Origin of the sequence: Aminobacterium colombiense DSM 12261 (assembly GCF_000025885.1) — a bacterium.
Classification (GTDB): domain Bacteria; phylum Synergistota; class Synergistia; order Synergistales; family Aminobacteriaceae; genus Aminobacterium; species Aminobacterium colombiense.
In genome coordinates this window covers 1,257,258-1,281,605 of sequence record NC_014011.1, presented here as the reverse complement: position 1 = coordinate 1,281,605, position 24,348 = coordinate 1,257,258, and the positions used below count along the sequence as shown (strand labels likewise).

Below are 24,348 nucleotides of genomic sequence, written 5' to 3'. Positions count from 1 at the left end.
GATGTGCTTTGTTAATGCGTTCATTAAGGGAAAATATGCGTTGGATCATGTTTGGTTTTGTCGTTATTTTTGTGCTCTCAATTTTTGGGATGTATGGCTTCAGCGGGCGGCAGCGAGCTCCAAAGGGAGAAGGGGTACAAGATTACGCAGTTGCTGAGATAGACGGCAAAAAAGTTATGCGTTCAACCTTAGAAGCAAACGTAATGAACTATGTAGAGAGAAACAATGTAAAAGACGTTTCATCCAATGATTTGATGGCGATCCGTCAGGCTGTTCTTGACGGCATGATCATAGAAACAGAGCTGGCCAAAGCTGTTGAAAGCAGGGGAGTTAAAGCTTCTGATCAGGAAATTGACGATGTTATCAAGCAGATAAGCAACCAGTTTCCTACAATAGAGGCCTTCCAGAAGCATCTCTCCGACAATGACATCAAGATGGATGCCTTGAGAGCCAATATAGGCACCCAGCTTTCTCAACAGAAGGTTGTTGAGCAGGCTGCGAGCACAGTTGTGGTGACCCCTGAAGAAGTTCAGGAATTCTACGACAAAGGCAAGGATGCTTTCTTTAGCCGGCCGGCAGGGCGAAAGGTTGTTTATGCCCGTTTCAGCAATAAAGAAGCGGCAGACAAAATCTACGAAGAGCTAAAAAAAGACGGCTCCAAGTGGGATGCCCTGCTGGAAGAGGTAACTTCAGAAGACAAGAAAGAAAGCATTGGCTATGAAGCTCCAGTCTTTGTTCCTGAGTCAGGCATGCAGGATAAATTCGAAACGCTGAAAGACCTCTCTGTTGGCCAGGTAGCTCCTCCCATCGAGATTACGAGCAACGACATAATGGTTGTTCTCAATAAAGAAGTTCTTGAAGCGAGCACTGTTTCCTTTGATGAAGTCAGCAACGATATCAAAGCTCTGCTGACGAATCAGAAGAACGAAGAAGCCCAGATGAAATTTGTCAGCGAACTTAAAGAAAATGCGAAAGTTGTTATTCTGGATGAATCTATTTTCCCAAAACCAGTAGAAGAAACACAAGAAGCGGAAAACACAACTCAGCCAGTCGCAGATGAGCAGAAAGAAGAGAAAAAAGACTAATAGGAAGACTACATAACAAGAAATAAAAGTTTGAAAAAGCTTGACAGAACTAGGTTCCCTTAATAGAATAGTTCCCGCAGTCTAAGGAGAGATGGCCGAGTGGTCGAAGGCGCTCGCCTGCTAAGTGAGTGGGGCTTTGCCGCCCCCGAGGGTTCGAATCCCTCTCTCTCCGCCATTTAATATAAAGCTACAAAAGCTCAGGCTCTTAAAAGCCTGGGCTTTTCTTTTTGTCTTTAGTACTTCCTTTATATATTTGTTATGATAATAATTATCGTAGGGGCAATAACAAGCTATTAACGGAACTTAACCGACCAAGCAACATGTCTAACTACAATAGGAGCCCAAAATGTCTGAACGAAAAAAAGTTACAGCAGCCGTGATCTTCAAAAACGGAAAAGTTTTAGTAGCGCAACGTAGTCCTGAAAGCTCTCTCCCAAACAAGTGGGAATTTCCAGGCGGCAAAATGGAAGAAAATGAAACTCCGGAAGATTGCCTTAAAAGAGAAATTCAGGAAGAGCTCAATATTGACATTAAAGTCAAAGAATACCTCTGCTCATCGTTTTTTGATTACAACCATATTTCTATAGAACTCATGGCCTATACGTGTGAATGGCAGTCTGGCAAACTTAAAAATAATGAACACCAGGCCCTGTCGTGGCTCAATCCAGAAGAGTTAAGGGGACTTGACATGGCCCCCGCAGATTGGCCCATAGTGGAATTTATTTTAAAGTCGTAATGGGTGGTTGCATGCGCTGGCTTTGTTTGCAGCCTACAAACATGACACATAAGAAGATCTAAACAGGAGGGACCATTCATGGAAGCAAAGGACCTCGAACTGTTACAAGTTAAAGCTTCTGAACTGGCAGCGAAATATGAGCGAGAATATGGCGGCTGTTCCCAGTGTGTGCTTGCCGCCATAAAGGAAACTATTGGTGGAATTAGTGATGATGTGTTTAAGGCTGCGACTGGTTTGTCCGGTGGCATAGGGCTGACAGGCAATTCATGCGGTGCTCTTACAGGCGGTGTAATGGCATTGAGTTGTCATCTTGGCCGTGATTATGCTCATTTTTCTGATCCTGGCGGAGAACGTTTCAAAAGCTTCCGTTTAGCAGATAAACTACAGAGTAAATTTGAAGAGGAATTCGGAACTTCAGAGTGTAAAGGCATTCAAACAAAAATAATGGGCAGATCCTTTGATTTAAGGATTCCTGATGAAAAGGCCGCTTTTTTAGAAGCTGGCGGTCATGATGACAAGTGCCCGTCAGTTTGTGCTAAGGCAGCAGCTTATGTAATTGAAATCCTGCACGAAGAAAACCTGATTTAGGAATGGTGCTTAATAAGCTGAAGAGCGATTACGGTATGCAACACAAAAAAGCTCCGCCTGGCTCGATGCAGCCGGGCTATACTTGCCCGGTGAAGGAGCCTTGCGGGGCTTGAGGACTACCAGTCCTCAACGCAAATTGTAAAAACAGAGGCCGATCTTGTCAAACTAAAACGACAATTTCCATCTTTTTATCAAGCTGAAGCCCGCGGCTTCTGTGACTGGAGCGGTAAGTTCTAGCATTAGATAGGCTTTCTGGTTCTACCCGGGGGGCAAATAGTTATGGTCCATATTTGTGCAAACTTTTTTCTCTTTCATAAGTATTCCTCCTCCTTTTTTTAATCTCAGATGTTTTTCATTTCTAAAAACCGCCTTTGCTACGTTTTTATCAACTATATTTTTAGTGTAACAATGAGCAGCGACAACTTATGTCAGTGCAGTGAATATCCCCAAATAAAAAGTCGCATCGGTCTTTTTTGACCATGCGACTTTCTCTCTATCTCTGTTATATGTGCCACTCAAGCAGCTAGCGAAAATTCCAAAGCAGCTTTAGCATGTAATGTTAATGTATCCAACAGCTTTAGATGAGAGTGTTCCTGATTTAACAACAATGGGAGTTCGGTACATCCCAAAATAACTCCTTCAACATTATAACTACTAATAATTTCCAGCATTCTGGATCTGGTCTTTTCTGAAAATCTATTAATCACCAGTTCTTGAAATATAATTGAATTTATCTCGTCTTGATGATTTTCCGTTGGTGTTATCACTTCAATATCGTATTTTTCAAGCCCATCTTGATAAAATCTCCCCTGCATAGTGTATTTAATCCCAGTTAGTAAAACCTTTTTAAGGTTGAGCTCAACTGCTTTTTTTGCTGTCGTTTCAACTATGCTTATTATCGGGAGTTCAACTTTTTCTACGACCTTATCAAAAACTGAATGGGGAGAATTTGCTGCCATAATTGCAAAATCGGCTCCTGCACTTTCTAATGATTTGATTCCTTTAACTATGTAGTCGATGTATTCTTCAGTTCTTCTTTCATTCTCAAGGTCAGTAAAGTATTGAAAATCTAAGCTCTTGATAACCATTTCGGGGTAATAATAGTCCTTGTTCCGTTCATAATACAAATCAGTGATCGTTTTGTAATATTGTATTGTGGACGCTAAGCTTATTCCTCCAAGTATTCCAATACTTTTCTTCATTATCTATCCTCCGGATTTTGCAGTTTTTTAACGTCTTAATTTGGGTGGCTCCTTCAAAGAAAAAGGCCTTTTATGGCTTCTCCTCAACTATAATTCGGTATTCACATGACGTTTGATTAATAAGATTTTTTAGAAGCTCTGAGGGATCGGCTCCGTAAATGGCAGTTTTTTCTCTCGTTCCTTCCTCTGTGTTGCTTTGATAAAGCACGAATTTTTTGCCTTCTTGAATAGCGTAATACCAGGTAAAAGTTTTGCCTTCGCTATCTATTTTTCTGTAAATGGTGGAGTCCTTTTTGTTTGCCATAAAGATCACCTCCTAAGATATTCATAAGTATAGGATAACATGATTTGAAAGTACTGAAAAAGAACACAAGACTGTCAACAGTAAACATGAGACACTATTTCTTGTTTGACCAAGTATAAATAGTGGCATATAGTTTACATCAAAAGATAACATCAATTGATGTAAGATGGTGAGTGCTATTTCTGACCCATTACCAGTAGTTTTATTTCTTTTACATGCTAAGCGAGCTCTTATATCAGAGGAAACAGGGAAATTATACCTAGAGAAAAGAACGAAGTTTTTTTAAGGAAGTACTTATTGCGATTCCAAGATGTGTATGATCTTTGTCTAAAGTTGACACCGCATGATTACTATTCGTTTCCAGTAGAAGATGACAACTTAAAATATCCAGGCAAAGTGTGCGTCTTTAAAATTGTTACAGAAATTCATTCCGATCAAGTAAAGATGTATGTCAAACTTAAGCTAAGTCCAGATTGTAAGCATTGTAAGGTTTTATCTTTTCATGAATTTGACGAATTTTAAAGAAAAGGGTAACCAAGCTTTAAGTTTTTGAAGTGTAATAGGGAGGGAGCTATATTATGCTTAAATATGAATGTTCGAAATGTGGGCGAACTTTCTCAAAGAAAATTTTAAGAGCATTCACAAAAATATTTGAAATAAAAGGGGAAAAAATTAAGGTTAGTTCCAATATCCATTTTTGCCCTTATTGCAATGAGCCTATTGGCGACAAGCTCTACGCTGCTTTGCTTGACAAAGCATACGAAGAGTATAGGAAGAGAAATGATCTTATGTCTGCTGCTGATGTTGTGGATATTCGAAAGCGTTATAAATTATCACAATCGCTTTTTGCGCGTTCTCTTGGTATTGGAGAAGCTTCTCTTCAGAGATATGAAAAAGGTTCTATTCCAAACCAATCGGTACATACTATTTTAGAGTTAGCGAAAAACCCAGATTCCTATTTACAAATTTTAAACCAACATAAATCTCTAATGTCTGTGGCAGACTACGAAAAAGTAAAAAGCGCTATTATTAGTGCAATGGAAACTAGCATTGATTGTTCTTCTGAGAAGGCTAGGTATTTGGAGTGTGAAATTTGTGGGACTGATAAACAACCTAATTTATTAAATGGATTTCAGGCGTTTTCTCTTGAAAAGCTCAAGTGGGTCGTAGTTTATCTTCTCTCTAAGATGGGGGAAAGGGTATCATATTTGAAACTGAATAAACTCTTATTCTACTGTGACTTTTATGCCTTTAAAACCTTAACTCGCTCTATTACAGGGCTTCAGTATGTTAATATGCAATATGGCCCTGTTCCTGGAGGAGCATTCAGTTACACGATATATGAATATTTAAATGAAGTTGGTGCCTTAGATATCGATATAATTGAATGTGAGGATGAAAAAACTCAACATTGGATTTTGCTTCCTCAAAATTCTTCGCATTGTGGTCTTTTGTCTGAGCAAGAAAAGAAACTTATTGATGAGGTTTTAGAGGCGTTGGGCCCTCTAAAAGGGAAAGAGTTAACTAACCTATCACATGAAGAAATTGCTTATACTAAGACTTCTAATAAACAAAAAATATCATATGAATATGCACTTGATTTAAAAGCTATCTAAATGGTGGCCTATGGGATAGTGCAGGGTTTTTTATAATGGAAGAAAATGAGGTAAAATATTCCCTAAAGGTTGCATGAATGCCTGTTCCGTGGTAATATTTCCTGCGTTCAAGATATACGTGCCAGTAGCTCAGGTGGATAGAGCGTCGGTCTACGGAACCGAAGGTCACGGGTTCGAATCCTGTCTGGCACGCCATTTGGATATCACCGCTCTTTTTTAAAGAGCGGTTTTTTTGTTGTCTAAAAATGAAGACCGAAACATTGCAACTGATGAATAACTTTCACTAGCGCAAAAGGCTGTCGTTGATTAATGCAAACACGTGACAAGAGGGTACGTAAATGCCTTAGCTCTCCATATGGATGGGTGAAAGCCCCTATCCAAGCTTTGCTATTTAGTAAGCCTCTTAGGCCAAAACGTATTCCAAGTTTTATCTTTCGACATAAAAAGCAGCCCCCTTTCGAGGGCTGTCGAGGACTTGTTGTTTTAATGGTATGAAAAGAGAATGATGTTATTTGAGCAAAATAGCAAGGTTAAATGAAATAATTATATAGCGAAATTAAATGTGTCTCCTATCCCTTCCTTTTCCGCTCGCTGTAAAACAACTGATGCCACAGCAACATCCATAGCACCTGTCCCAATAGGAACACAAAGAACGCGAGAAGAGGACGAAGCAGTGAGCTTTTTTGCACCTACTGACAATTCCCCCAACGTAGCCGTAATATCCTCTTGCGACACTTTGCCAGCTTCTGCGAGATCCTTTAATGCCCCGCGGTGAAGGCACTGCGCCACATGGTCTACAACAATGTAATCCGCAGTCAAAAGAGTCTCATCTTCGCACTCCTTATAAGACCCCATGGGGAAGAGCACTGTTCCAGGTTCAAACCACGTTTTTTTAAAGAAGCCATCTTTTGCATGAGTTACAGTTATAACGGCATGACCTTGAGCTGCCTCTTGAGGTTGGGTGCAAATCGTGATTTTCCCCGAGATCTTGCTGCCCATCTCTTCCGCAAATAGTTTTGCAGATTCAGGTGCAACATCATATATTTTTAATTCGTCTATATCGAAAACTTCTGAAATAGCGGCTATTTGGGTGCGCCCCTGAACTCCTGCTCCAAAAAGCCCCACTGTTAATGATTTTTGTTCCGGATAAAGATATTTTAAAGCGACAGCTGTTTGGGCGCCGGTTCTCATGTTTGTTATCAGGGTACCGTCGAGAACTCCAGTAAAGATGCCATTTCTTGGGTTGACTAATACAATGATAGCGCTTACATAAGGCAACCCCTGCTTAGGGTTATCCATCCAGCCTCCTGCCCATTTGATGCCGGCTGTATCTACCCATCCTACATATGCAGGCATAGAGTTTATATCTGCGTGATAGGGGGGATATGGAGAACTTTCGCCTAAATCCAATGTTCCTTTCGTTGGGTTTATTACAGTTCCTTCTCCCATACCTTTATATGTTTTATCAATTATTTCTACGACATCATGCATCGTAATCATTTTGCTTATTTGAGATTGACACAACAACCGAGCCATTTTTTACTTCCCCTTAGTCTATCTGATATTTTTTCTTGAGCCCTAAAAGCTCCCCGCTCTTTTTCATTTCATCCAGAACTTTGTTGAGAGCTTCCTGAAAAGTCGTGTCACCTTTCGGAATAGCTAAGGCAATGCCTTCCCCTTGTTTATGTATAAAGTTTCGAAAAGCAATTTTCAACGTGCTGCCAAAGGCGTCGTTATTTCTAAGGTATGCATTGGCTACTGTAAGATTAACAACACAAAAATCTGATCGTCCCAATAAGACTTCCCTCAAAGCATCGTCATTTTTCTGAAAACGTTTAATTTCTTTTGGAAGTTTCGTATTAGTAATAAAGATATCTTGCGCTGTTCCGATTTGAACGGTAGCTACTTTGTCTGCAAGATCCTCTATTTTAGATATGGATTCATCATCTGATTTTGTAACAAAGGCATTTTCAATTTCATAGTAAACATCGGAAAAATCAACCTTTTTTCTGCGCTCTTCCGTATTTGTCATTCCCGCGGCAATCATATCAATTTTTCCGGTAAGCAAAGCAGGAATAAGGCCGTCAAAAGACATGTCAACAAGTTCTACGTCCTTACCTAAATGAGCTCCAAGAGCTTTAACGACATCGATGTCATATCCTACAATTTCATTTTTCTCACTTCTGTACTCGAAGGGGGGGTAAGTTGCCTCTGTCCCCACACGGATCACGGTACGATCCATTACCGATTTCGCGGCTAAAGAGGGAGCAGCAACGATTAAAGACATAATCACACTCAATATGAAAATTTTTGATGTTTTCAACATTTGTAGCGCCTCCATATATGATAGTATATTTTTTGCTATGAAACGGAAGAAGTGCTTATTATAACTTAATTTTATTTTATAGTCTATGAGTGTAATTCGGTTTATTAGTTTTAAAATGGAGGCTTTAACGATGACTAGAATAACAGTGCTTGGAGCAGGGAACGGCGGGCAAGCCCTCGCAGGAGATCTTGCCTCACAGGATTTTGAAGTAACACTTTTTGAGCACCCTCAACTAGAGCATAAAATAGCAGATTTGAAAAAAAGTAAAACCATCACTTTAACAGGAATAATGGAGAAAAAGGGGCATCTTGCCAACGTAACGACAAGTGCTGAAGAAGCTATAAAAGGAGCCGATATTATTTACTTTCTTGCTCCGAGTTTCGCTCAAAAACCAATTTTGGAATCAATAGCTCCTTATATAGAAGACAATCAAAAACTTGTACTTATGCCAGGGAATTTTGGTTCACTCGTTTTCAGAAGCTACCTTAAGAAAATAGGAAATACTACATCTTTGAAAATGGCAGAAGCCGACACCATGCCCTATGCATGTCGTTTGGAAGCACTTGGAAGAGTCAACATATGGGGTATAAAACAGCATCTTTCCATAGCTACTCTGCCTGGAAATCAGACTGAAACTTTTATATCTCAAATACAACAGGCCTTTCCTATACAATTAAAAGCAGCTCCTAACGTCATAGCTATAGGTTTATATAATACAAATATGATTCTCCACTGTCCCACTATGATTATGAACGCGGGAAGAATCGAGTCCGAAAACGGCAATTTTAGATTTTACGGTGATGGCATGACAGAATCTGTCTGTAGCGTTATGGAAGCGATGGATCGGGAACGCATGTTCATTGGGGAAGCACTTGGAATAGATCTACTGTCGACTATGGACGATATGAAGAAACTATATAACCTTGAGGGAAAAACTTTAAGAGAAACTATTTTGAATAACAGCGTTTACTGTGGTCACGGAACGGATGCACCAACTTCAATGAATTACAGATATCTCATAGAAGATGTGCCCTATCTTCTCGTTCCTGTTTCGGCCTTGGCACAAAAATTAGGAATTGCCGCTCCTACAATTAATAGCATCATTCATTTATCAAGCGTCGTAAATGGTCAAAACTATTTTGAGACAGGAGTAGGACTAAAAGAACTTGGTCTGGAAAACGTTTCTGTAGAAGAAATGCGCACATTGTAAGTTTTATATCCTTATAAAAAATCGTTATATATCACTATAAAAAATCTAATCCTGTCTGGAACGCCATATTGAAGTTACATTGCCGAAGTGATTCGCTTCGGCTTTTTTATTTTATAATAACAGGAGAGGTGATGACCCTATGGCTATTACAACTGGAGATGCGCTTATTGTAGTAGATGTTCAGAATGATTTCTGTGAAGGGGGATCGTTAGCTGTTCCTGGCGGGGAGGATGTTGTGCCTGTGATTAATGGCCTTGTTCAATATTGTGAAAGCCGCCAAATCCCCATGTTTTTCTCCAGAGATTGGCATCCAGAGAACCATATAAGTTTTAAGGAACAAGGGGGACCGTGGCCGCCCCATTGTGTTCAGGGACAGAAGGGGGCAGCCTTTCATCCCGAACTGTACATTCCTTCAAGTGCAGCGGTTATAAGCAAGGCGGCTAGCCCGGATAAAGATGCCTATTCTGCTTTTGACGGCACTGAATTATTGGAAATGCTCAGGGACCAGTCTATTTTAAGGGTGTTTATCTGTGGCCTTGCAACAGATTATTGTGTAAAAAGCACCGCCCTTGATGCCTTGAAAGAAGGTTTTGAGGTTTTCATAGTTACAGATGGGATAAAGGGCGTAAATGTTCAGCCTGATGACAGCAGCCGTGCTCTTGAAGAGCTTGATCAGCAGGGGGCCTGGCTTACCACAAGTTACGAGGCGGTGGAGTTTTAAATAAGTAAAGAGGCCTCGAAAGAGGCCTCTTTACTTATGCTGGGTTTGAGAGGATTGGTGCTTTAAAACATTTTATTCGTTTTATGACAAACCGAGTAGCAACTGCCCTCCCTGATAAACGATAACGGCGGCGCCATATGCTATGAGAGTAGTGTATGCGATCATAAAGAAGGTCCATTTCCAACTGTTCGTTTCCCGTTTAAAAGCCGCTACGGCAGCGATACACGGAACATAGAGCAGTGTCATTACAAGAAAAGCATAAGCGCTTAAGGGAGAGAAAAGGGCTGGCAATGCTGATGCAAGACCTGCTTCGCCTCCAGCTAGTAATGTTCCGAGAGTTCCTACCACAATCTCTTTTGCAAAAAAGCCGAAGAAGAGTGCTACGCCAGCCTGCCAGAAACCGAACCCCGCAGGAGCAAATAGAGGAGCCAGCATGTCTCCAATACGGCCGACAATGCTTTCGTGAGAGCCATACTCAACTCCAAGAGGGAGGCTAGCCATAACCCAAACGATAATAACGGCTCCAAAAATAACAGTCCCAGCTTTTTTCAAAAACAGACTGGCACGCTCCCAGGCGCTCTTTAATACAGAACCAGCCTGGGGCAGGTGATATGGGGGCAGTTCCATTACAAATTGTGACGATTCTCCTTTAAAAAGAGTACTGCCCAACACCTTGGCTGAAATGACAGCTATTGCAATTCCAAGTACGTACAACGAAAATACAATGGTTCCAGCATGGTTGCCAAAAAATATACCTGCAAAAAGCAAATATACAGGAAGTCGGGCAGAGCAGCTCATAAAAGGAAGAACCAAAAGAGTAATCATGCGGTCGCGGGGGCGTTCCAGAACGCGGGTAGCCATAATAGAGGGGACATTACAGCCGAAGCCCATTAGCATGGGTATAAAACTCTTTCCGTGCAGGCCCATTGCTCTCATAATTCTGTCCATAACAAAGGCACCTCGTGCCATATAGCCAGAATCTTCAAGAATGGCGATAAAGGCAAAGAGGACCATTATATGTGGAAAAAAGACTACAATTGACCCTACACCTCCAATAACGCCGTCTGCCACAAAACTTCCCGCAAAAAGTGGAAACCCGGCAGTTTCCATTAAAAATGCGATTCTTTCTCCCAGTGCCGAAATAGTTCCGTCGAGATAATCCGCAATAGGGTCACCTACTGCGTAAGTGAAGCGAAACATGAACCAAGTAATAATAAGAAATATGGGCAATCCCCAAATCTTATGGGTTACAATTCGGTCTATTTTGTCAGAGGGAGACAGATTTTTCTTTAAAGAAAGATTTCGTTCTGCGACTTTTTGTGTAATGGCGGAAATGAAATTCCAGCGCCGTTCTATAACGGCGGTTAAGAGATCGTAGCCAAGCTCCAGTTCCAGACGTTCGTTTTCTTCTTCCACAATGGCCGTAACCTCTTTTGCTTCTCCTAATTTTTCAAGCATGGAGATAATCAAAGGATCCCCTTCTGCTATTTTTATGGAGGCTAAACGACGATCAATGTTTGCTTCTCTCAGCAGTGCAGAACTTACGTTTTTTGCTATCCTGTCCAAAGATTGCTCTACCTTCTCGCCATAAGGTATGGCAAGAAGAGATAGGGAAACGCCATTTTCAAATCTGTCCTTCACTCTTTTAACAAGGTCCTCTAAGCCTTTTCTCTCTCTGGCCACAGTGGGAACAACTGGAACTCCCAACGCTTTTTCCAGTTTCTCGCGATGGATACGGATGCCCTTGTTTTCTGCAACATCAGCCATGTTTAACGCTATGATCAGAGGCTGCCCGGCTTCGAGCATTTGCACCACAAGATAGAGGCTTCTTTCTAGATTTGAAGCATCTACCACAGTGATGGCAAGTTCAGGTTTTTCTTTAATGAGGAATTCAGACGCTACCTGTTCATCTATGGAAGCAGCTCCCAGGCTATAAATTCCTGGCAAATCAACGAGAGTAAAGTTCATTCCCTCGTAGGAAAAATGCCCTTCTTTTCGCTCAACGGTAACTCCAGGCCAGTTCCCAACATGCTGTCTGGAGCCTGTCAAAAGATTGAACAAACTTGTTTTTCCTGTATTAGGATTGCCGGCCAAAGCCAGAGTTATGTTGCCCATAGTTAATGACACCCCCAACATGTTTTGCAATTACCGTCGCAACCACCCAATTCGATTTTCCTCACCAGAATACTTTCAGCTTCATATACTCTAAGGCTCAGTTCATAGCCACGAAATGAAACAGATATAGGGTCGTTCAGGGGGGCCTTTCGTTGTATTAAGAGCTCAGTTCCCGGCACAAGGCCCATTTCCAGCATTTTCCGTTTCAGTTCAGGATTCCCATCAATACGAAAAACGATAGCAAGACTACCCGCTGGCAATTCGCTGAGTAGAACTAACTTTGGAGTACCCATATCTCCACCTCTTTGTTTGATTGGTAAAACATTTAAAATGATAAAAAAAAGAGCGGTGCTCTTTTAGGCTAAATTTCCCTGACAAAAATGCGATTCCCCACGCCCTGTCCAAGGGCAAGACGAGTTTCGCCTATTTTAAGCAAAAATGGGCCGCCGCCCGTACGCAAAACAGTAAACACAGAACCCGGCAATAGGCCTAATTCTGCCATCCTTTTGCGAAACGACATTCCTCCCGCGAGATTTTCAACCTTTACAACTGCGCCTTCTCTAACGAAACTAAGTGGCATCATGGCTTTCATTCTCCTTTTTTCGCCGTACCCACACAGTCGCGGCTTCACTACGCCGTAGCGCAAGATTTCTGCCCCCAATCTCAAATTCCAGTGGATCTCCAAGGGGAGATGTTTTTAAAAATGTAATTTCTGTTCCAGGGACAAGGCCCATTTCCATAAGTCGTTTTCTGAGCAAACCGTTTGAAGTTACTCGATTTACAATACCCTTCATGCCTGGTTTCAGTGCGACAAGAGGAGTGGGAAGTCTGGAAGGGTCATCCATTTCAACGCGCAGTTCTTTAAACCACGCGGCTCCTTCCCTCAAAGCCTGACAAAAATAATCTGTCAGGGCAAATAACCTGCCATCGGTTTCGCTATCCATTTCATGCTCCATAATACATGCCAGATTTTGAGCCTTTTCTTTGTCAAAACCGAGAATTTCAGTAAAGAGAAAAGAAAGATGAGCATGCCGTCTATAAATATTCAATGCCTGTTCTCTGCCTTTTTCTGTTAGAGCTACAGAGCCGTATCTCTCGTGGTCGAGCATGTCAGCCTCTACAAGTTTTTTTATAGCGGAAACCACAGTGCCCTTCGTGACGTCCAGACGTTCAGAGAGGAGTGTTACAGTGGCTTCGTCACCATGCATTTCAAGGGCAAAAATTTCTTCAAGATAATCTTCTATTCTTGACGATACGATGGCAATCTTCCCCTTTTCTTGTTATTTCGAGAAGAGTTTAACTGGTCAAACTCTTTGTGTCAAGTCTATAAGACATTGAATGCCATTAAAGTCAGGAATGATGTCGTCTCCAAACAGAAAAAATTTCATATGGTAGAGAGCAAATATACAGTGTAAAGTGCCAGTCAGTTTATATGCGTTTTTACTTCACCACTCTTTGCGTTACAATGTATATATAATCTGTTTTGATGCTCACGCTTTTCTGCTGAGAAGTCACTCCGAATAGGAGGATGACCATGAGGATGAATAAAGAATTATTCAACATTAGCAGAAGGGATTTCGATGCATTGCTTTTTGATCTCGATGGTGTCATAACGAAAACCGCCCAAATTCATTCCCTTTCGTGGAAAAAACTCTTTGATGATTATATATCCGCAACAGACCGCATTCCTGAAAAAGACAAGCGGCCCTTCGATTTGAAATATGATTACCGTACCTATGTAGATGGAAAGCCACGTTATGAAGGGGTGAAGTCCTTCCTTGAGTCAAGGGGGATACTATTGCCTTATGGAGAACCTGAAGACTCGCCTGAAGAGGAAACCATTTGCGGATTGGGCAATCGTAAAAATAAATACTTCCGTAATTTTTTGAAGAAAAATAGGGTAGCGCTCCACCATGGGGCGCGGGAACTTTTACTCCTTCTAAAACAGAAAGGGTTTAAAACCGCTGTGGTTACTTCGAGCAAAAATTGTTCCATAGTATTGAAAGCTGCAGGTCTTGAAAATCTTTTCGATGTGCAGGTCGATGGTCGTATTGCAGCTCACCTGAAATTGAAGGGCAAACCTGCTCCCGACACGTTTCTTGAAGCGAGCACTCAGCTTTATGTAAAGCCGAAGCGATCGATCGTTTTTGAAGATGCCCTTGCTGGCATAGAGGCAGGAAGAGCTGGAAACTTTGGATGTGTCATTGGTGTAGATAGAGGAGGACAGAAAAAAGCTCTTGAAGAAAGGGGAGCCGATTTGGTTATAGACGACCTGGCTGCGCTGGCAGTAGAGGGGGAAACAGTAGTCGTTACCCAGACTATGGGGGAAATTCCATCTGCCATGATGCTCCTGCCATACATAGAAGAAAAACTCCAGTCTCATAATTTTTTTGTTGCGCTTGATTACGATGGAACCTTAACACCCATTGTAGAAAGGCCTGAAATGGCACTTCTTTCCCCAGAAATGCGAGTGACCTTAAAGAGGCTTGCCGAACAATATCCTGTTGCCATCATAAGTGGTCGAGACGTGAGGGACATTAAGAACTTTATCAAGCTTCACACTGTTATTTATGCAGGAAGCCACGGTTTCGATATTTCAAGCCCGCCTGGCATGAACCTCGATTTTCAGATTGGAAGAGAATATCTTCCCATATTGGACAGGGTTCAACGATCCCTCGAAAAAAGTGTTGAAAAGATAGAAGGAGCCCTTCTTGAACGAAAAAAATTTTCACTGGCTCTTCATTATCGCTTAGTTGCCGAAAGTCGCGTCAAGGATGTTGAGTCTCTGGTAGACAAAGTTCTGGACCATGAACCTAAACTGAGGAAGGGGCTGGGGAAAAAGGTTTTTGAACTTAAGCCCGATCTTGACTGGGATAAGGGACGGGCTCTTATCTGGCTCATAGAAGCCATGGGTTTGGAAGTTGAGAAAACACTTCCTCTTTATATTGGAGATGACATAACTGATGAAGATGCTTTCAAAACTCTGCAAAGCATAGGAATAGGCATTGTGGTAAAGGATGGAGAAAGAAAGAGAGAGTCAATGGCAGAGTATTGTCTGGAGGATACAACTGAAGTTAGAGAATTCCTGCAAAAGTTAGTGAAACTCCCCTCAAAAGGAGGAAGGTCATGACCTCCTGGAATCTTACATATACAGGTCTTGATCCCGAAAAGGAAAAACTCCGTGAAACCCTCTGCACTCTTGGCAACGGCTACTTTGCCACGCGGGGAGCTTGCGCTGAAAATGGGGCTGATTCAATCCATTATCCGGGAACCTATTTGGCTGGTGGGTATAACAGGCTTAAAACGGAAATAGCTGGGAAAATCATTGAAAATGAGGATTTGGTCAACCTTCCCAACTGGTTGCCGCTGAGTTTTCGTATGAATGGCGGCGAATGGTTCCATATAGAATCTGTTGAAATACTTTCTTACGAACAAAAATTAAATATAAGGTCAGGCATCCTTTGTAGGGTGATTCACTTTCGCGACCAGCAGGGGAGAAAAACTGTTCTGATGAATCGAAGGGTAGTTCATATGGGCAATCCGCATTTGGCCGGACAGGAGACTGTAATAAGAGCGGAAAACTGGTCTGGAGAAATAGAATTTCTCACGGCTCTGGATGGGAAAGTGATAAATGGAGGTGTTCCACGTTATCAATCTTTGTCAAATCGGCATCTTGATCCTCTTTGCGAAGAAGAAATAAACAAGGAAAGCATCTTGTTGAAAGTTCAGACAAACCAGTCTGAACTTCGAATAGCAGAGGCAGCAAGAACTCAAATTTTTAAAAACGGAGATTTCGTCAATCCTGAAAGATACTGCATAAAGGAACCTGGATATATCGGCCAAACCTTTTCAATGGAAATGGCAGAAGGGGATGAAATACGTCTAGAAAAGATAGTAAGTCTCTACACATCGAGGGATAAAGGGATGTCGGAATGTGGTTGTCAGGCAAAAATTGCGGTGGTGGAGGCGGATTCCTTCGAAGAGATTTTGAAAAGCCATGCTCTCGCGTGGGAACATCTCTGGCATCGATTTGAGATAGATTACTATCCTGCAGATCCTCAAAAAGGAAAGAGAACGTCTCGGATATTGCGCCTTTATACCTTCCACCTCCTTCAAACCACGTCCAGACACTCCATGGATCTCGATGTGGGTGTTCCCAGCAGGGGATGGCACGGCGAAGCTTACAGAGGGCATATTTTCTGGGACGAGATATTTATTTTTCCTATGCTTAACTTTAGAATGCCGGAAATAACCCGTTCACTTCTCATGTATAGGTATCGCAGACTCGATAAAGCTCGTAAGGCTGCTCAGGAGTTGGGGCATAGAGGGGCCATGTACCCCTGGCAGAGCGGAAGTAGCGGCAGGGAAGAAACTCAGAAACTTCATCTAAACCCGAAATCGGGAAGATGGAACCCTGACAATTCCCATCTTCAACGGCACGTAAACGCCGCATTGGCGTATAACATCTGGCAGTATTATCAGGTTACGGAAGATCTTGAATTTCTTTCCTTTTACGGAGCAGAAATGTTTATAGAGATCGCCCGTTTTTGGGCAAGCAAAACGACATTCAACAAAGAGATTGGACGGTACGAGATTCTTGGAATAATGGGTCCTGACGAATATCACGATGCCTATCCGGGAGCAAACGAACCAGGGCTTAACAATAACTCATACACTAATATTATGACTGTCTGGATACTGAACCGGGCTCTTGAAATATGGAACCTTCTTCCTGAAACGGATCGTAATCCTCTTTGCGAAAAAATAGGTTTTTCAGAAGAAGAAAGGGAGCACTGGAAAAATATTGCCCGAAAGATGAAGATCGTTTTTCATAAAGACGGTATTCTGAGTCAGTTTGAGGGGTATGAACAGCTAGAGGAGTTTGATTGGGAAGAATATAAAAAAAAATATGGGAACATCCAGAGGCTTGATCGTATTTTGGAAGCGGAAGGGGATTCGCCCAACAGATACAAGGTTTCTAAACAGGCAGACGTACTCATGCTTTTCTACCTCTTTTCAGCGGAAGAATTAAGGAGTATTTTTAAACAACTGGGATATGCTTTTAAATATGAGACAATCCCTCAAAATATCAATTATTACCTTAAACGTACGTCCCATGGCTCTACACTGAGCAGGGTGGTGCACTCGTGGGTGCTGGCAAGGTCAAATAGAAGCGGATCCTGGGAGCTCTTTTTAGAAGCTCTTGAAAGTGACGTAGCTGATATACAAGGAGGGACGACTCCGGAGGGAATCCATTTAGGAGCCATGGCGGGGACTGTGGACATTCTTCAGCGGGCCTATACCGGTATTGAGGCTCGTGGTGGCATTCTTTACTTCAATCCCGCCATCCCCCCTGAACTTGGTGAACTTCATATGCATATCCGATATCGAAGTTACCCTATGGAAATTACAATTACTCCAGAAAAACTAACCATTAAAACTTTTCCAAGTCCAAAAGGATATATAAAGATAGCTTTCCGTAGCAAAACAAAAAAAATCAAAGTTGATTGTGGAGAAATCTTAGAATTCAAAATTTAGTTTAATAAAGCCGACAGACCTCCAAATCGGAAGTCTGTCGGCGGGTATTTTTAAAGAAACAATGATGTCCCTCTAAATCAGCATGTTGTTCCTAGATAGAAGCGGTGCTTCTTAGAACCTGAAGCCCACGGGAAGTACGAAGCATAATTCGTTCCACAACATGTCCGTTGTGAAGCTCGACTGCTTCTAAACGACCCTCAGGGGTTATCCAGAAGGGGACTTCATTAACGTAAACAAGTTTCTTACTCATAAAAATAAACCCTCACCTTTCTTACAAATTCCGATATAAGCGACACATGCGGTATGACGTTTCGGTACCATCGTGACTGCATGGCGGGAAGTGCCGCAAAATAAAAAAGGCCGTTCCAACTTTCCAGAACGGCCTTTTAAACTTTTCTGGTTAGAATACAGCTCATATTATACCACACATTGAAAATTCCCTTTTAAAAGTTGAAATAGGCATCTAAAAGCATGTCATGGCTAACAAGCAAAAAAGTGTTATATTGACAATTATGTTGAATTTATATAAGATGCCTTGCGAACGCAGTGATTGGCGGTGCTATCACTTAAAATGGAGGGCAAAATGGTCGGAGTGCTGCTCGTATTAATTACTCTTGTGAATGGTCTTTATGCTTTCAAGTTTGCCGCAGATTTTTTGAAACACAAAAAAGATGCATGGGCAGAACCGGGAAACAATGTTTTTCTGGCATTATGGGGGGCTATCACGTTTTTTCTTGCAACTTTTGGTATTTCTGATTTTGCCCTCTCCACGATTTTGTATCGGGCTAGAAAACTTACAAGCGATTCGAAACTTCCCGGAACATTAAATACCCAATGTGCCATTCCAGTAGCGATAATGGCCCTCGCTTATATTTCTACCATTCGAGTGGATACGGTAACACTTATTTCATGTATTGTGGCCCAGATGCTTGGAGCTTATATCTGCCCTCGTTTTGCAGTAAAATTTCCAGCAGAGACAATCAGGACTTTTATGGGAGTAGGGTTTGTTTTAACTTCTGTGTTAATTTTGGCTGGAAAGTTCAATATAATTCCTTTAGGCGGAGATGCTACCGGTCTTTCCGGAGTTAAGCTTGGCATAGCTTGGGTTCTCCTCTTTGTGTTTGGAGCTTTGAATAATGTGGGAGTCGGGTCTTGTGCCCCCACGATGGCAACAATTTATGCTCTTGGCGTGAATCCGGCAGCAGTATTTCCCATAATGATGGGGGCGTGTACATTCTCTGTTCCTATGGGTGCTATGGAGTTTATTCGCCTAGGACAATACGGGCGTAAAATCACACTTTTCTCAAGCATTTTCGGTGTTGCAGGTGTTCTCGCCGCTGTATCTATTGTTAAAAGTTTGAACCTTGCTGTCCTTCAGTGGATTGCTGCCGGTGTCGTTCTTTATTCTGGCGCGTCAATGCTCTATGAGGAATTTTTTAAAAGGAAAAACTATTGTGAAAGCAGGGTCTGAGAGATCGTTACATAATGTTGTTAATATCCCTGGATGTCTTGTGTAATAGAAAAGAATGCCATGATACAATGTGGGGCGGAGAATTCCGCCCTTTTTTGTTGGGCAGGTACGCAGAAAGGCAGGGTGCTGTAATGAAACAAAAGTGCCATCCTCTGTTGCTTCCACTTATACCAGTTGTACAAATGTTAGATCGGACTTTGGGGATTGATTACGAGATTGTGCTTCATGATGTTTCAGGTCCAAAGCATAAAATAGTAGCTATAGCTCATGGAGAACTAACGGGACGTACAGAACAATCTCCCCTTACTGAGTTTGGCACCAGCTTGCGAGAAAATGACGAATATAAAGATGTGGATTTTATTGCGAATTACCCTTCCAGTGCCTCTGACGGCCGCCCTATGCGTTCGAGCGTAACGCTGATACGTGACAAAAGAAATAAGGTTGTTGGTTTGTTTTGTATAAATTACGATATGACTCGAGCACGAATGCTGAAAAACCTTTCTGAAGAACTGACTAGAATTGTTCCTTTATCATCCTCATCCGGAGCTTCAGTTGAGACTCTTGTGCCAACTTCTGACTCGCTGCTTAAAAAAATGATTGACGAGACAAGGGCTCAGCGTGGCGGAAGACCACTTCGCTATACGACCAAACAAGAGAAACTTGAGATCATCCAGTCTCTTGAGGAAAAGGGTTTTTTCAGGTTGAAAAGAGCTGTCGATACATTGTGCAAAGAACTTGGGAAGAGCCGTTTTACTATATATGGATATTTAAGAGAGATAAGAAAAAGCAAATAGTTTTCTAGTTTGATGAGGAAGCTTTGGCTCTTTATCAGAATTGTCTATGATGATGACGTGAACCCACCCTGCAATAACTCACATCAGGAGGTTTGGCTATGTCTCTTCACCGTGATGTCATGCATATTATTCACCACGCTATTGACGCAGTGTTGCCAGAACATGCTGTAAAGGAGCAGCTGCGAAAAAAGCCTTGTGAAGGGCGGGTTATCCTCGTTTCAATAGGCAAAGCCGCGTGGCGTATGGCAAGGGCTGCCGTAGATGTTTTAGGTGATCAGGTAGCGAAGGGTGTCGTAATAACGAAATATGAGCATAGCCAGGGGCCAATAAAAAAACTTTCTATATGGGAAGCTGGTCATCCTTTGCCAGATGAAAACTCTCTCAAGGCCACTTCTGAAGCCCTTGAAATAACAGAAAATCTTTCACCCCGCGATCAGGTGCTTTTTTTAGTATCAGGGGGCGGTTCAGCCCTTTTTGAAAAACCGAAAGAGGGGGTTTCACTCAAGGATTTTGTTGATATTACAGATCAGATGCTTCGCTGCGGGGCTAATATTGTGGAAATAAACATGATCCGAAAGCGTCTTTCCGCTGTAAAGGGTGGGAGGTTCGCTCAATGGGTAAACCCTGCTAAAGTATATACTATCGTGCTTTCCGATGTGCTAGGTGACCGGCTTGATAGTATCGCCTCCGGGCCAGCCTGCCCGGATGTTACAACTTCCAGAGAAACCCTGGATATTTTGGTTCGATATAATCTCACAATGCCTTCCAGACTTTTAAGGGTACTTGAAGAAGAAACCCCTAAAGACCTCAATAACGTAGAAACCTTTATCACTGGAAGCGTAACAACGCTTTGTGAAAAGGCTGCTGAAAAAGCCACAGAATTAGGGTATAAGACACTGATACTCACAACAACTCTTAGTTGTGAAGCTAAAGATGCGGGAGCTTTCTTAGCCTCAATAGCCAGGGAGGAATCAGAGCATTCCCGCCCCCTCCAACCGCCTTGCGCCATTATTTTAGGGGGGGAAACTGTCGTTCACGTGAAAGGAAAGGGGAAAGGCGGACGTAACCAGGAAATAGCTCTTGCTGCTGCTCTTGAGATGCAGAATATAGCTGGTGTCGTGCTTGTTTCAGTAGGCTCTGATGGTACAGATGGTCCTACAGACGCAGCAGGAGGGATCGTGGATGGAACAACGGCAGAAGAAATACGGCAGAGTGGATTCGACCCCCTTGCCCTTCTCGAGAATAACGATGCATACCATGCCCTTCAAAGAGTGGACGCACTCGTAAAAACAGGTCCTACTGGCACGAATGTCAACGACCTCACAGTGCTGCTAGTGAAAGATGTATAATAAATAACAATATTTATTAAGGCAGGAGGCTTAAAATTTGAGCAATCGAGATATAGAAGCAAAATATCGTGAAAAAGGCTTTTACTCTTTCTCCAGCGCCTGGGAAAAACTTCAGGAAGAGGAGAAAAAACAGGTATTCGCCTTAGCTGAAGACTATAAGCATTTTCTTGATAACGGGAAAATTGAACGGGAATGTGTGGAGCAAATCGTTTCCATGGCACGTATTGCCGGTTTTGTGGAGCTTGAAGAAATGATTAAAGCTGGCCGGCAATTAGAACCTGGCATAAAAGTGATGGCTGTAAACAGAAACAAAGCGGTAGCCTTGTTCGTTATAGGCGAAAAACCCTTATCAGAGGGCCTTCGCATCGTGGGGAGTCATATTGATTCTCCCCGTCTTGACCTGAAACCTCAGCCCCTTTATGAAGATTCGGGAATGGCCTTGCTCAAGACTCATTATTACGGGGGAATAAAAAAATATCAGTGGGCTACGCTGCCTTTGGCGATACATGGGGTTTTTGCTAAAAAAGATGGGACTCTTGTCCACCTCAACATAGGAGAAAAAGAAGATGATCCTCTCTTTGTTATTAGTGACATTCTCCCGCACTTGGGAAAATCCCAGGCATCGAAAAAAATGAGCGACGGAATTTCGGGGGAGGATCTGAATGTTATCATTGGCCACATCCCGGTAGAAGATGCCGATATTAAAGAAAAGGTCAAACTTGGTGTTTTGCAAATCCTTGCCAGGGAATACGGGGTTGATGAAGCAGATTTTACATCAGCAGAAATAGAGATCGTACCTGCGGGGAAAGCTCGCGACGCTGGTCTTGACCGTGGTCTCATTCTTGGGTATGGCCATGATGATCGATCCTGTGCTTTCGCTTCTTTGCGCGCCATCCTTGAGGTGGAACACCCTCTCTATACAGCATCAGCTCTTTTTGTTGATAAAGAAGAGATTGGCAGTATGGGAAGCACGGGGATGGAGTCTGTTTTTTATGAAAACACCGTGGCTGAACTGGTAGCCTTGGGAAGTGAGAACTATTCAGAGCTTTTACTTCGCCGTGCCTTTAGCAACAGCAAGGTTCTTTCTGCCGATGTTGATGGAGCTTTCGACCCAACGTATCCGGAACCCTTTGACAAACGAAACTCCTCTCTCATGGGGAATGGCGTGGTCATACTCAAATACACAGGCAGTCGAGGTAAATATGGATCCAACGATGCCAGTGCTGAATTTATGGCCTTTGTACGCGGCCTCTACGATGAGAACAACGTAGTATGGCAAACTGGTGAGCTGGGAAAAGTTGATGAAGGAGGCGGTGGAACCATTGCCTACATTCTTGCAAACAGGGGAGCCGACGTTATTGACTGCGGCGTTCCAGTACTTTCCATGCATGCTCCATGGGAACTGATCAGCAAAGTGGATTTGTTCATGGCATGGAAAGGATACAGAGCCTTTCTTCAGTCGAAATAAAGCTAGTGGCCCGGTTCTGGACCGGGCTTTTTTGTAGCCTCTTGATATACCCCACCATGGTATGTTAGAATCGGTATATTAAATTGTCTGATTATTGTGGAGGTGGAGTAATGTTAACATTAAGAAAAAGAGTGCTTATTATCGGAGGAGGTCCTGGAGGAAGATTCTCTTATATGACACTTCGACGCATGGGTGAAAAGAGCCTCTCAATTGTGATGAACGAGGATCCTACAGTTATTTGTTCTCTTCCTTATGGCGTTGGAAGAAAACTTATTCCAGGTGGTCCTGAAGAAGAAGTTGTTGATTTGGCTAACTCGGACCGTTTGCCTCCTGAGATTGTCGAGGATGCTATTCGTGGTGTCGTAACTGAACTGGACGCAGAGAACCATATAGCGAGGGGAACGAGTACAGAGGGTCCCTTTGAAATTCATTTTGAAAAAGTACTGCTCGCGCCTGGGGCTGTCCCCTGGCTTCCTTCCGTAAAGGGGCTTTTATCAGATAAGGAAGGTTACATGCGAGATCTGACAGAAATTATGGTTGGGAGCGAATACGTTTCTAAAGAGAAACTAGCTGAAAATATCTTCGTTATGCGTGGTGCGGATGATGCCCGCGCACTTGATGCCTTTGCGGAAAAGAGCGATCAGGCTGTTGTCGTAGGCAGTGGGGCCATAGGCCTTGAAGTTGTGGAGGCTCTTCACGATAGAGGACTTGCCGTTACTTTAGTAGAGGCTCTGCCTCATCTTATCGCGGCAATGGATATGGATATGGCAGGGAAGGTCAGCGAACGTCTTTCTGAATGGGGAGTCTCAATTTATAAAAACATACAGCTGACAGAAGTCAGATCAGACAGGGTTGTGCTCTCAGATGGCACGGAGATAAAGACTGACGGCGTTGTTTTTGCGACAGGTGTTCGTCCTAACGTTAAGTTAGCTCGAAGTGCAGAACTCTCTATTGAGCGGGGGATAGTAGTCAACGAAAAAATGCAGTCATCACATCCCGATATATATGTTGTTGGCGACGCTGCTCAAATCAGCGATGCTGTTACGGGACGTCCTATTTTGCCTCTTATTGGCACTCTTGCTATGCGTCAGGGACTTGTCGCCTCTGCCAATATTATGGGAAAAGAAATGTTTTTGCCGCCTGCAACGGTCTGGGGTCTGAGTGCCATTTTCGATCTTCATTGGGGAAGTGTGGGGTGGACAGAGGAATTGGCAAATACGTTGGGTATCCAGGTTTTTTCCATCACATTGCCCTATCATACTCGAGAAAAGGCTATGGTGAACGGAAAGGAAGGACTCTGGAAAGTTGTTGTTTCTGCATCTGACGAAAAAGGACTGAAAAAGGGACAAATTATAGGGTTCCAAGTTGTTATTGATGGAGAATCACCACTCTTTTTAACGGAACGTTTTATCGATATCATTACCAGAAGGGAAACTGTTTCTGGACTATTTTCTCATTATTTTGTCCATTCTCCTTATCATAATACTGTTGAAGATCCTTATCTTATGCTGCTTTTTGCTGCCCAAGAAGCTATGGCTCATTAAAAAAGGTATAATACATAACAGTTTTGAATTTATATTCAAAAAGGAGGAAACACTATGCCAATCGTTAACGTGCATCTTTTTGAAGGCAGAACATTGGAGCAAAAACGGCGTCTTGTGGATGAGGTTACCAAGGCTATTTGCAATAGTATCGAAGTGCCGGCAGATGCTGTCCGAATCATTCTTATGGAAATGGAAAGAACAGACTTTGCTGTAGGTGGCGTACTCGCTTCAGACAAAAATAAGTAGTTAGTAATATAAGAAATAGAGCTTTTCTATCGGGG

Annotated in this window: 23 protein-coding genes and 2 tRNA genes; 16 read left to right on the top strand and 9 right to left on the bottom strand. The window is 42.5% G+C overall.

Annotated features, from left to right (window positions below; all coding sequences use genetic code 11):
* Positions 1-14: 14 nt before the first annotated feature.
* From AMICO_RS06415 to AMICO_RS06400, 4 genes are all read left to right on the top strand, one after another.
* The gene (locus AMICO_RS06415) at positions 15-1,085 is read left to right on the top strand and encodes a peptidylprolyl isomerase (RefSeq protein WP_041459363.1); all 1,071 of its coding nucleotides are present in this window, start codon (positions 15-17) and stop codon (positions 1,083-1,085) included.
* Positions 1,086-1,170: 85 nt separating this feature from the next.
* A tRNA-Ser gene (locus AMICO_RS06410) sits at positions 1,171-1,260 on the top strand.
* Between the two features lie 171 nt (positions 1,261-1,431).
* Positions 1,432-1,821 (top strand): (deoxy)nucleoside triphosphate pyrophosphohydrolase, encoded by a 390-nt coding sequence (locus tag AMICO_RS06405; RefSeq protein ID WP_013048641.1) that lies wholly within the window; start codon positions 1,432-1,434, stop codon positions 1,819-1,821.
* Positions 1,822-1,899: 78 nt separating this feature from the next.
* A complete protein-coding gene (locus AMICO_RS06400) occupies positions 1,900-2,409 on the top strand; it encodes a C-GCAxxG-C-C family protein (protein WP_013048640.1) in 510 nt (169 codons plus the stop codon).
* A 515-nt stretch (positions 2,410-2,924) separates the two neighbouring features.
* Here the strand turns inward: AMICO_RS06400 and AMICO_RS06395 are convergent.
* On the bottom strand, positions 2,925-3,611 hold the full coding sequence (locus AMICO_RS06395) for an aspartate/glutamate racemase family protein (RefSeq protein WP_013048639.1): 687 nt from the start codon (positions 3,609-3,611) through the stop codon (positions 2,925-2,927).
* A 70-nt stretch (positions 3,612-3,681) separates the two neighbouring features.
* Positions 3,682-3,915: a hypothetical protein gene (locus AMICO_RS06390; protein ID WP_013048638.1), complete on the bottom strand. Its 234-nt coding sequence runs from the start codon at positions 3,913-3,915 to the stop codon at positions 3,682-3,684.
* 578 nt (positions 3,916-4,493) lie between these two features.
* Between AMICO_RS06390 and AMICO_RS06385 the strand changes: the two genes are divergently transcribed.
* A complete protein-coding gene (locus AMICO_RS06385; RefSeq protein ID WP_013048637.1) occupies positions 4,494-5,531 on the top strand; it encodes a type II TA system antitoxin MqsA family protein in 1,038 nt (345 codons plus the stop codon).
* 118 nt (positions 5,532-5,649) lie between these two features.
* Positions 5,650-5,726 (top strand) — tRNA-Arg (locus AMICO_RS06380).
* Positions 5,727-6,074: 348 nt separating this feature from the next.
* Here the strand turns inward: AMICO_RS06380 and AMICO_RS06375 are convergent.
* A complete protein-coding gene (locus AMICO_RS06375; RefSeq protein WP_013048636.1) occupies positions 6,075-7,067 on the bottom strand; it encodes an ornithine cyclodeaminase family protein in 993 nt (330 codons plus the stop codon).
* A 13-nt stretch (positions 7,068-7,080) separates the two neighbouring features.
* On the bottom strand, positions 7,081-7,857 hold the full coding sequence (locus tag AMICO_RS06370; protein WP_013048635.1) for a transporter substrate-binding domain-containing protein: 777 nt from the start codon (positions 7,855-7,857) through the stop codon (positions 7,081-7,083).
* A gap of 130 nt (positions 7,858-7,987) precedes the next feature.
* On the opposite strand from AMICO_RS06370, the gene AMICO_RS06365 reads away from it, so the two are divergent.
* Together AMICO_RS06365 and pncA are read left to right on the top strand one after the other, a co-directional pair.
* Positions 7,988-9,067, top strand: a complete 1,080-nt coding sequence (locus AMICO_RS06365) for an NAD/NADP-dependent octopine/nopaline dehydrogenase family protein (RefSeq protein WP_013048634.1) — start codon at positions 7,988-7,990, stop codon at positions 9,065-9,067.
* 139 nt (positions 9,068-9,206) lie between these two features.
* Positions 9,207-9,788, top strand: coding sequence for a bifunctional nicotinamidase/pyrazinamidase (gene pncA, locus AMICO_RS06360; protein WP_013048633.1), 582 nt, complete (start codon positions 9,207-9,209; stop codon positions 9,786-9,788).
* Between the two features lie 81 nt (positions 9,789-9,869).
* Here pncA and feoB read toward each other — a convergent pair whose 3' ends face one another.
* From feoB to AMICO_RS06340, 4 genes are all read right to left on the bottom strand, one after another.
* Positions 9,870-11,903, bottom strand: a complete 2,034-nt coding sequence (gene feoB / locus AMICO_RS06355) for a ferrous iron transport protein B (RefSeq protein WP_013048632.1) — start codon at positions 11,901-11,903, stop codon at positions 9,870-9,872.
* A 2-nt stretch (positions 11,904-11,905) separates the two neighbouring features.
* Positions 11,906-12,196 carry a FeoA family protein gene (locus tag AMICO_RS06350; RefSeq protein WP_013048631.1) on the bottom strand — a complete coding sequence of 97 codons (291 nt, stop codon included), beginning with the start codon at positions 12,194-12,196 and terminating at the stop codon, positions 11,906-11,908.
* Between the two features lie 68 nt (positions 12,197-12,264).
* Positions 12,265-12,486, bottom strand: a complete 222-nt coding sequence (locus AMICO_RS06345) for a FeoA family protein (protein ID WP_013048630.1) — start codon at positions 12,484-12,486, stop codon at positions 12,265-12,267.
* Positions 12,473-13,147 carry a metal-dependent transcriptional regulator gene (locus tag AMICO_RS06340; RefSeq protein ID WP_273312666.1) on the bottom strand — a complete coding sequence of 225 codons (675 nt, stop codon included), beginning with the start codon at positions 13,145-13,147 and terminating at the stop codon, positions 12,473-12,475. Before AMICO_RS06340 ends, AMICO_RS06345 begins: the two co-directional genes overlap by 14 nt.
* A gap of 290 nt (positions 13,148-13,437) precedes the next feature.
* Here AMICO_RS06340 and otsB point away from each other — a divergent pair, with 290 nt between their 5' ends.
* Positions 13,438-15,033: a trehalose-phosphatase gene (gene otsB, locus AMICO_RS06335; RefSeq protein WP_013048628.1), complete on the top strand. Its 1,596-nt coding sequence runs from the start codon at positions 13,438-13,440 to the stop codon at positions 15,031-15,033.
* On the top strand, positions 15,030-17,441 hold the full coding sequence (locus tag AMICO_RS06330) for a glycoside hydrolase family 65 protein (protein ID WP_013048627.1): 2,412 nt from the start codon (positions 15,030-15,032) through the stop codon (positions 17,439-17,441). Before otsB ends, AMICO_RS06330 begins: the two co-directional genes overlap by 4 nt.
* Before the next feature lie 91 nt (positions 17,442-17,532).
* On the opposite strand, the gene AMICO_RS10190 is transcribed toward AMICO_RS06330, so the two are convergent.
* Positions 17,533-17,691: a hypothetical protein gene (locus AMICO_RS10190; RefSeq protein WP_013048626.1), complete on the bottom strand. Its 159-nt coding sequence runs from the start codon at positions 17,689-17,691 to the stop codon at positions 17,533-17,535.
* A gap of 333 nt (positions 17,692-18,024) precedes the next feature.
* Between AMICO_RS10190 and AMICO_RS06325 the strand changes: the two genes are divergently transcribed.
* From AMICO_RS06325 to AMICO_RS06300, 6 genes are all read left to right on the top strand, one after another.
* Positions 18,025-18,912 (top strand): anion permease, encoded by an 888-nt coding sequence (locus AMICO_RS06325; RefSeq protein ID WP_013048625.1) that lies wholly within the window; start codon positions 18,025-18,027, stop codon positions 18,910-18,912.
* Positions 18,913-19,043: 131 nt separating this feature from the next.
* Positions 19,044-19,706: a helix-turn-helix transcriptional regulator gene (locus AMICO_RS06320; protein WP_013048624.1), complete on the top strand. Its 663-nt coding sequence runs from the start codon at positions 19,044-19,046 to the stop codon at positions 19,704-19,706.
* Positions 19,707-19,804: 98 nt separating this feature from the next.
* Positions 19,805-21,055 carry a glycerate kinase type-2 family protein gene (locus AMICO_RS06315; RefSeq protein ID WP_013048623.1) on the top strand — a complete coding sequence of 417 codons (1,251 nt, stop codon included), beginning with the start codon at positions 19,805-19,807 and terminating at the stop codon, positions 21,053-21,055.
* Positions 21,056-21,092: 37 nt separating this feature from the next.
* Complete coding sequence (locus tag AMICO_RS06310; RefSeq protein ID WP_013048622.1) at positions 21,093-22,523, top strand: aminopeptidase; 1,431 nt, start codon at positions 21,093-21,095, stop codon at positions 22,521-22,523.
* 110 nt (positions 22,524-22,633) lie between these two features.
* Positions 22,634-24,067: an FAD-dependent oxidoreductase gene (locus tag AMICO_RS06305; RefSeq protein ID WP_013048621.1), complete on the top strand. Its 1,434-nt coding sequence runs from the start codon at positions 22,634-22,636 to the stop codon at positions 24,065-24,067.
* Positions 24,068-24,121: 54 nt separating this feature from the next.
* Positions 24,122-24,313, top strand: a complete 192-nt coding sequence (locus AMICO_RS06300; RefSeq protein WP_013048620.1) for a 4-oxalocrotonate tautomerase — start codon at positions 24,122-24,124, stop codon at positions 24,311-24,313.
* Positions 24,314-24,348 lie beyond the last annotated feature (35 nt).

Coding starts and splice junctions, on each gene's coding strand:
- AMICO_RS06415 (WP_041459363.1), top strand. CDS start 15: ATGCGTTCATTAAGGGAAAATATGCGTTGGATCATGTTTGGTTTTGTC.
- AMICO_RS06405 (WP_013048641.1), top strand. CDS start 1,432: ATGTCTGAACGAAAAAAAGTTACAGCAGCCGTGATCTTCAAAAACGGA.
- AMICO_RS06400 (WP_013048640.1), top strand. CDS start 1,900: ATGGAAGCAAAGGACCTCGAACTGTTACAAGTTAAAGCTTCTGAACTG.
- AMICO_RS06395 (WP_013048639.1), bottom strand. CDS start 3,611: ATGAAGAAAAGTATTGGAATACTTGGAGGAATAAGCTTAGCGTCCACA.
- AMICO_RS06390 (WP_013048638.1), bottom strand. CDS start 3,915: ATGGCAAACAAAAAGGACTCCACCATTTACAGAAAAATAGATAGCGAA.
- AMICO_RS06385 (WP_013048637.1), top strand. CDS start 4,494: ATGCTTAAATATGAATGTTCGAAATGTGGGCGAACTTTCTCAAAGAAA.
- AMICO_RS06375 (WP_013048636.1), bottom strand. CDS start 7,067: ATGGCTCGGTTGTTGTGTCAATCTCAAATAAGCAAAATGATTACGATG.
- AMICO_RS06370 (WP_013048635.1), bottom strand. CDS start 7,857: ATGTTGAAAACATCAAAAATTTTCATATTGAGTGTGATTATGTCTTTA.
- AMICO_RS06365 (WP_013048634.1), top strand. CDS start 7,988: ATGACTAGAATAACAGTGCTTGGAGCAGGGAACGGCGGGCAAGCCCTC.
- pncA (WP_013048633.1), top strand. CDS start 9,207: ATGGCTATTACAACTGGAGATGCGCTTATTGTAGTAGATGTTCAGAAT.
- feoB (WP_013048632.1), bottom strand. CDS start 11,903: ATGGGCAACATAACTCTGGCTTTGGCCGGCAATCCTAATACAGGAAAA.
- AMICO_RS06350 (WP_013048631.1), bottom strand. CDS start 12,196: ATGGGTACTCCAAAGTTAGTTCTACTCAGCGAATTGCCAGCGGGTAGT.
- AMICO_RS06345 (WP_013048630.1), bottom strand. CDS start 12,486: ATGATGCCACTTAGTTTCGTTAGAGAAGGCGCAGTTGTAAAGGTTGAA.
- otsB (WP_013048628.1), top strand. CDS start 13,438: ATGAGGATGAATAAAGAATTATTCAACATTAGCAGAAGGGATTTCGAT.
- AMICO_RS06330 (WP_013048627.1), top strand. CDS start 15,030: ATGACCTCCTGGAATCTTACATATACAGGTCTTGATCCCGAAAAGGAA.
- AMICO_RS10190 (WP_013048626.1), bottom strand. CDS start 17,691: ATGAGTAAGAAACTTGTTTACGTTAATGAAGTCCCCTTCTGGATAACC.
- AMICO_RS06325 (WP_013048625.1), top strand. CDS start 18,025: ATGGTCGGAGTGCTGCTCGTATTAATTACTCTTGTGAATGGTCTTTAT.
- AMICO_RS06320 (WP_013048624.1), top strand. CDS start 19,044: ATGAAACAAAAGTGCCATCCTCTGTTGCTTCCACTTATACCAGTTGTA.
- AMICO_RS06315 (WP_013048623.1), top strand. CDS start 19,805: ATGTCTCTTCACCGTGATGTCATGCATATTATTCACCACGCTATTGAC.
- AMICO_RS06305 (WP_013048621.1), top strand. CDS start 22,634: ATGTTAACATTAAGAAAAAGAGTGCTTATTATCGGAGGAGGTCCTGGA.
- AMICO_RS06300 (WP_013048620.1), top strand. CDS start 24,122: ATGCCAATCGTTAACGTGCATCTTTTTGAAGGCAGAACATTGGAGCAA.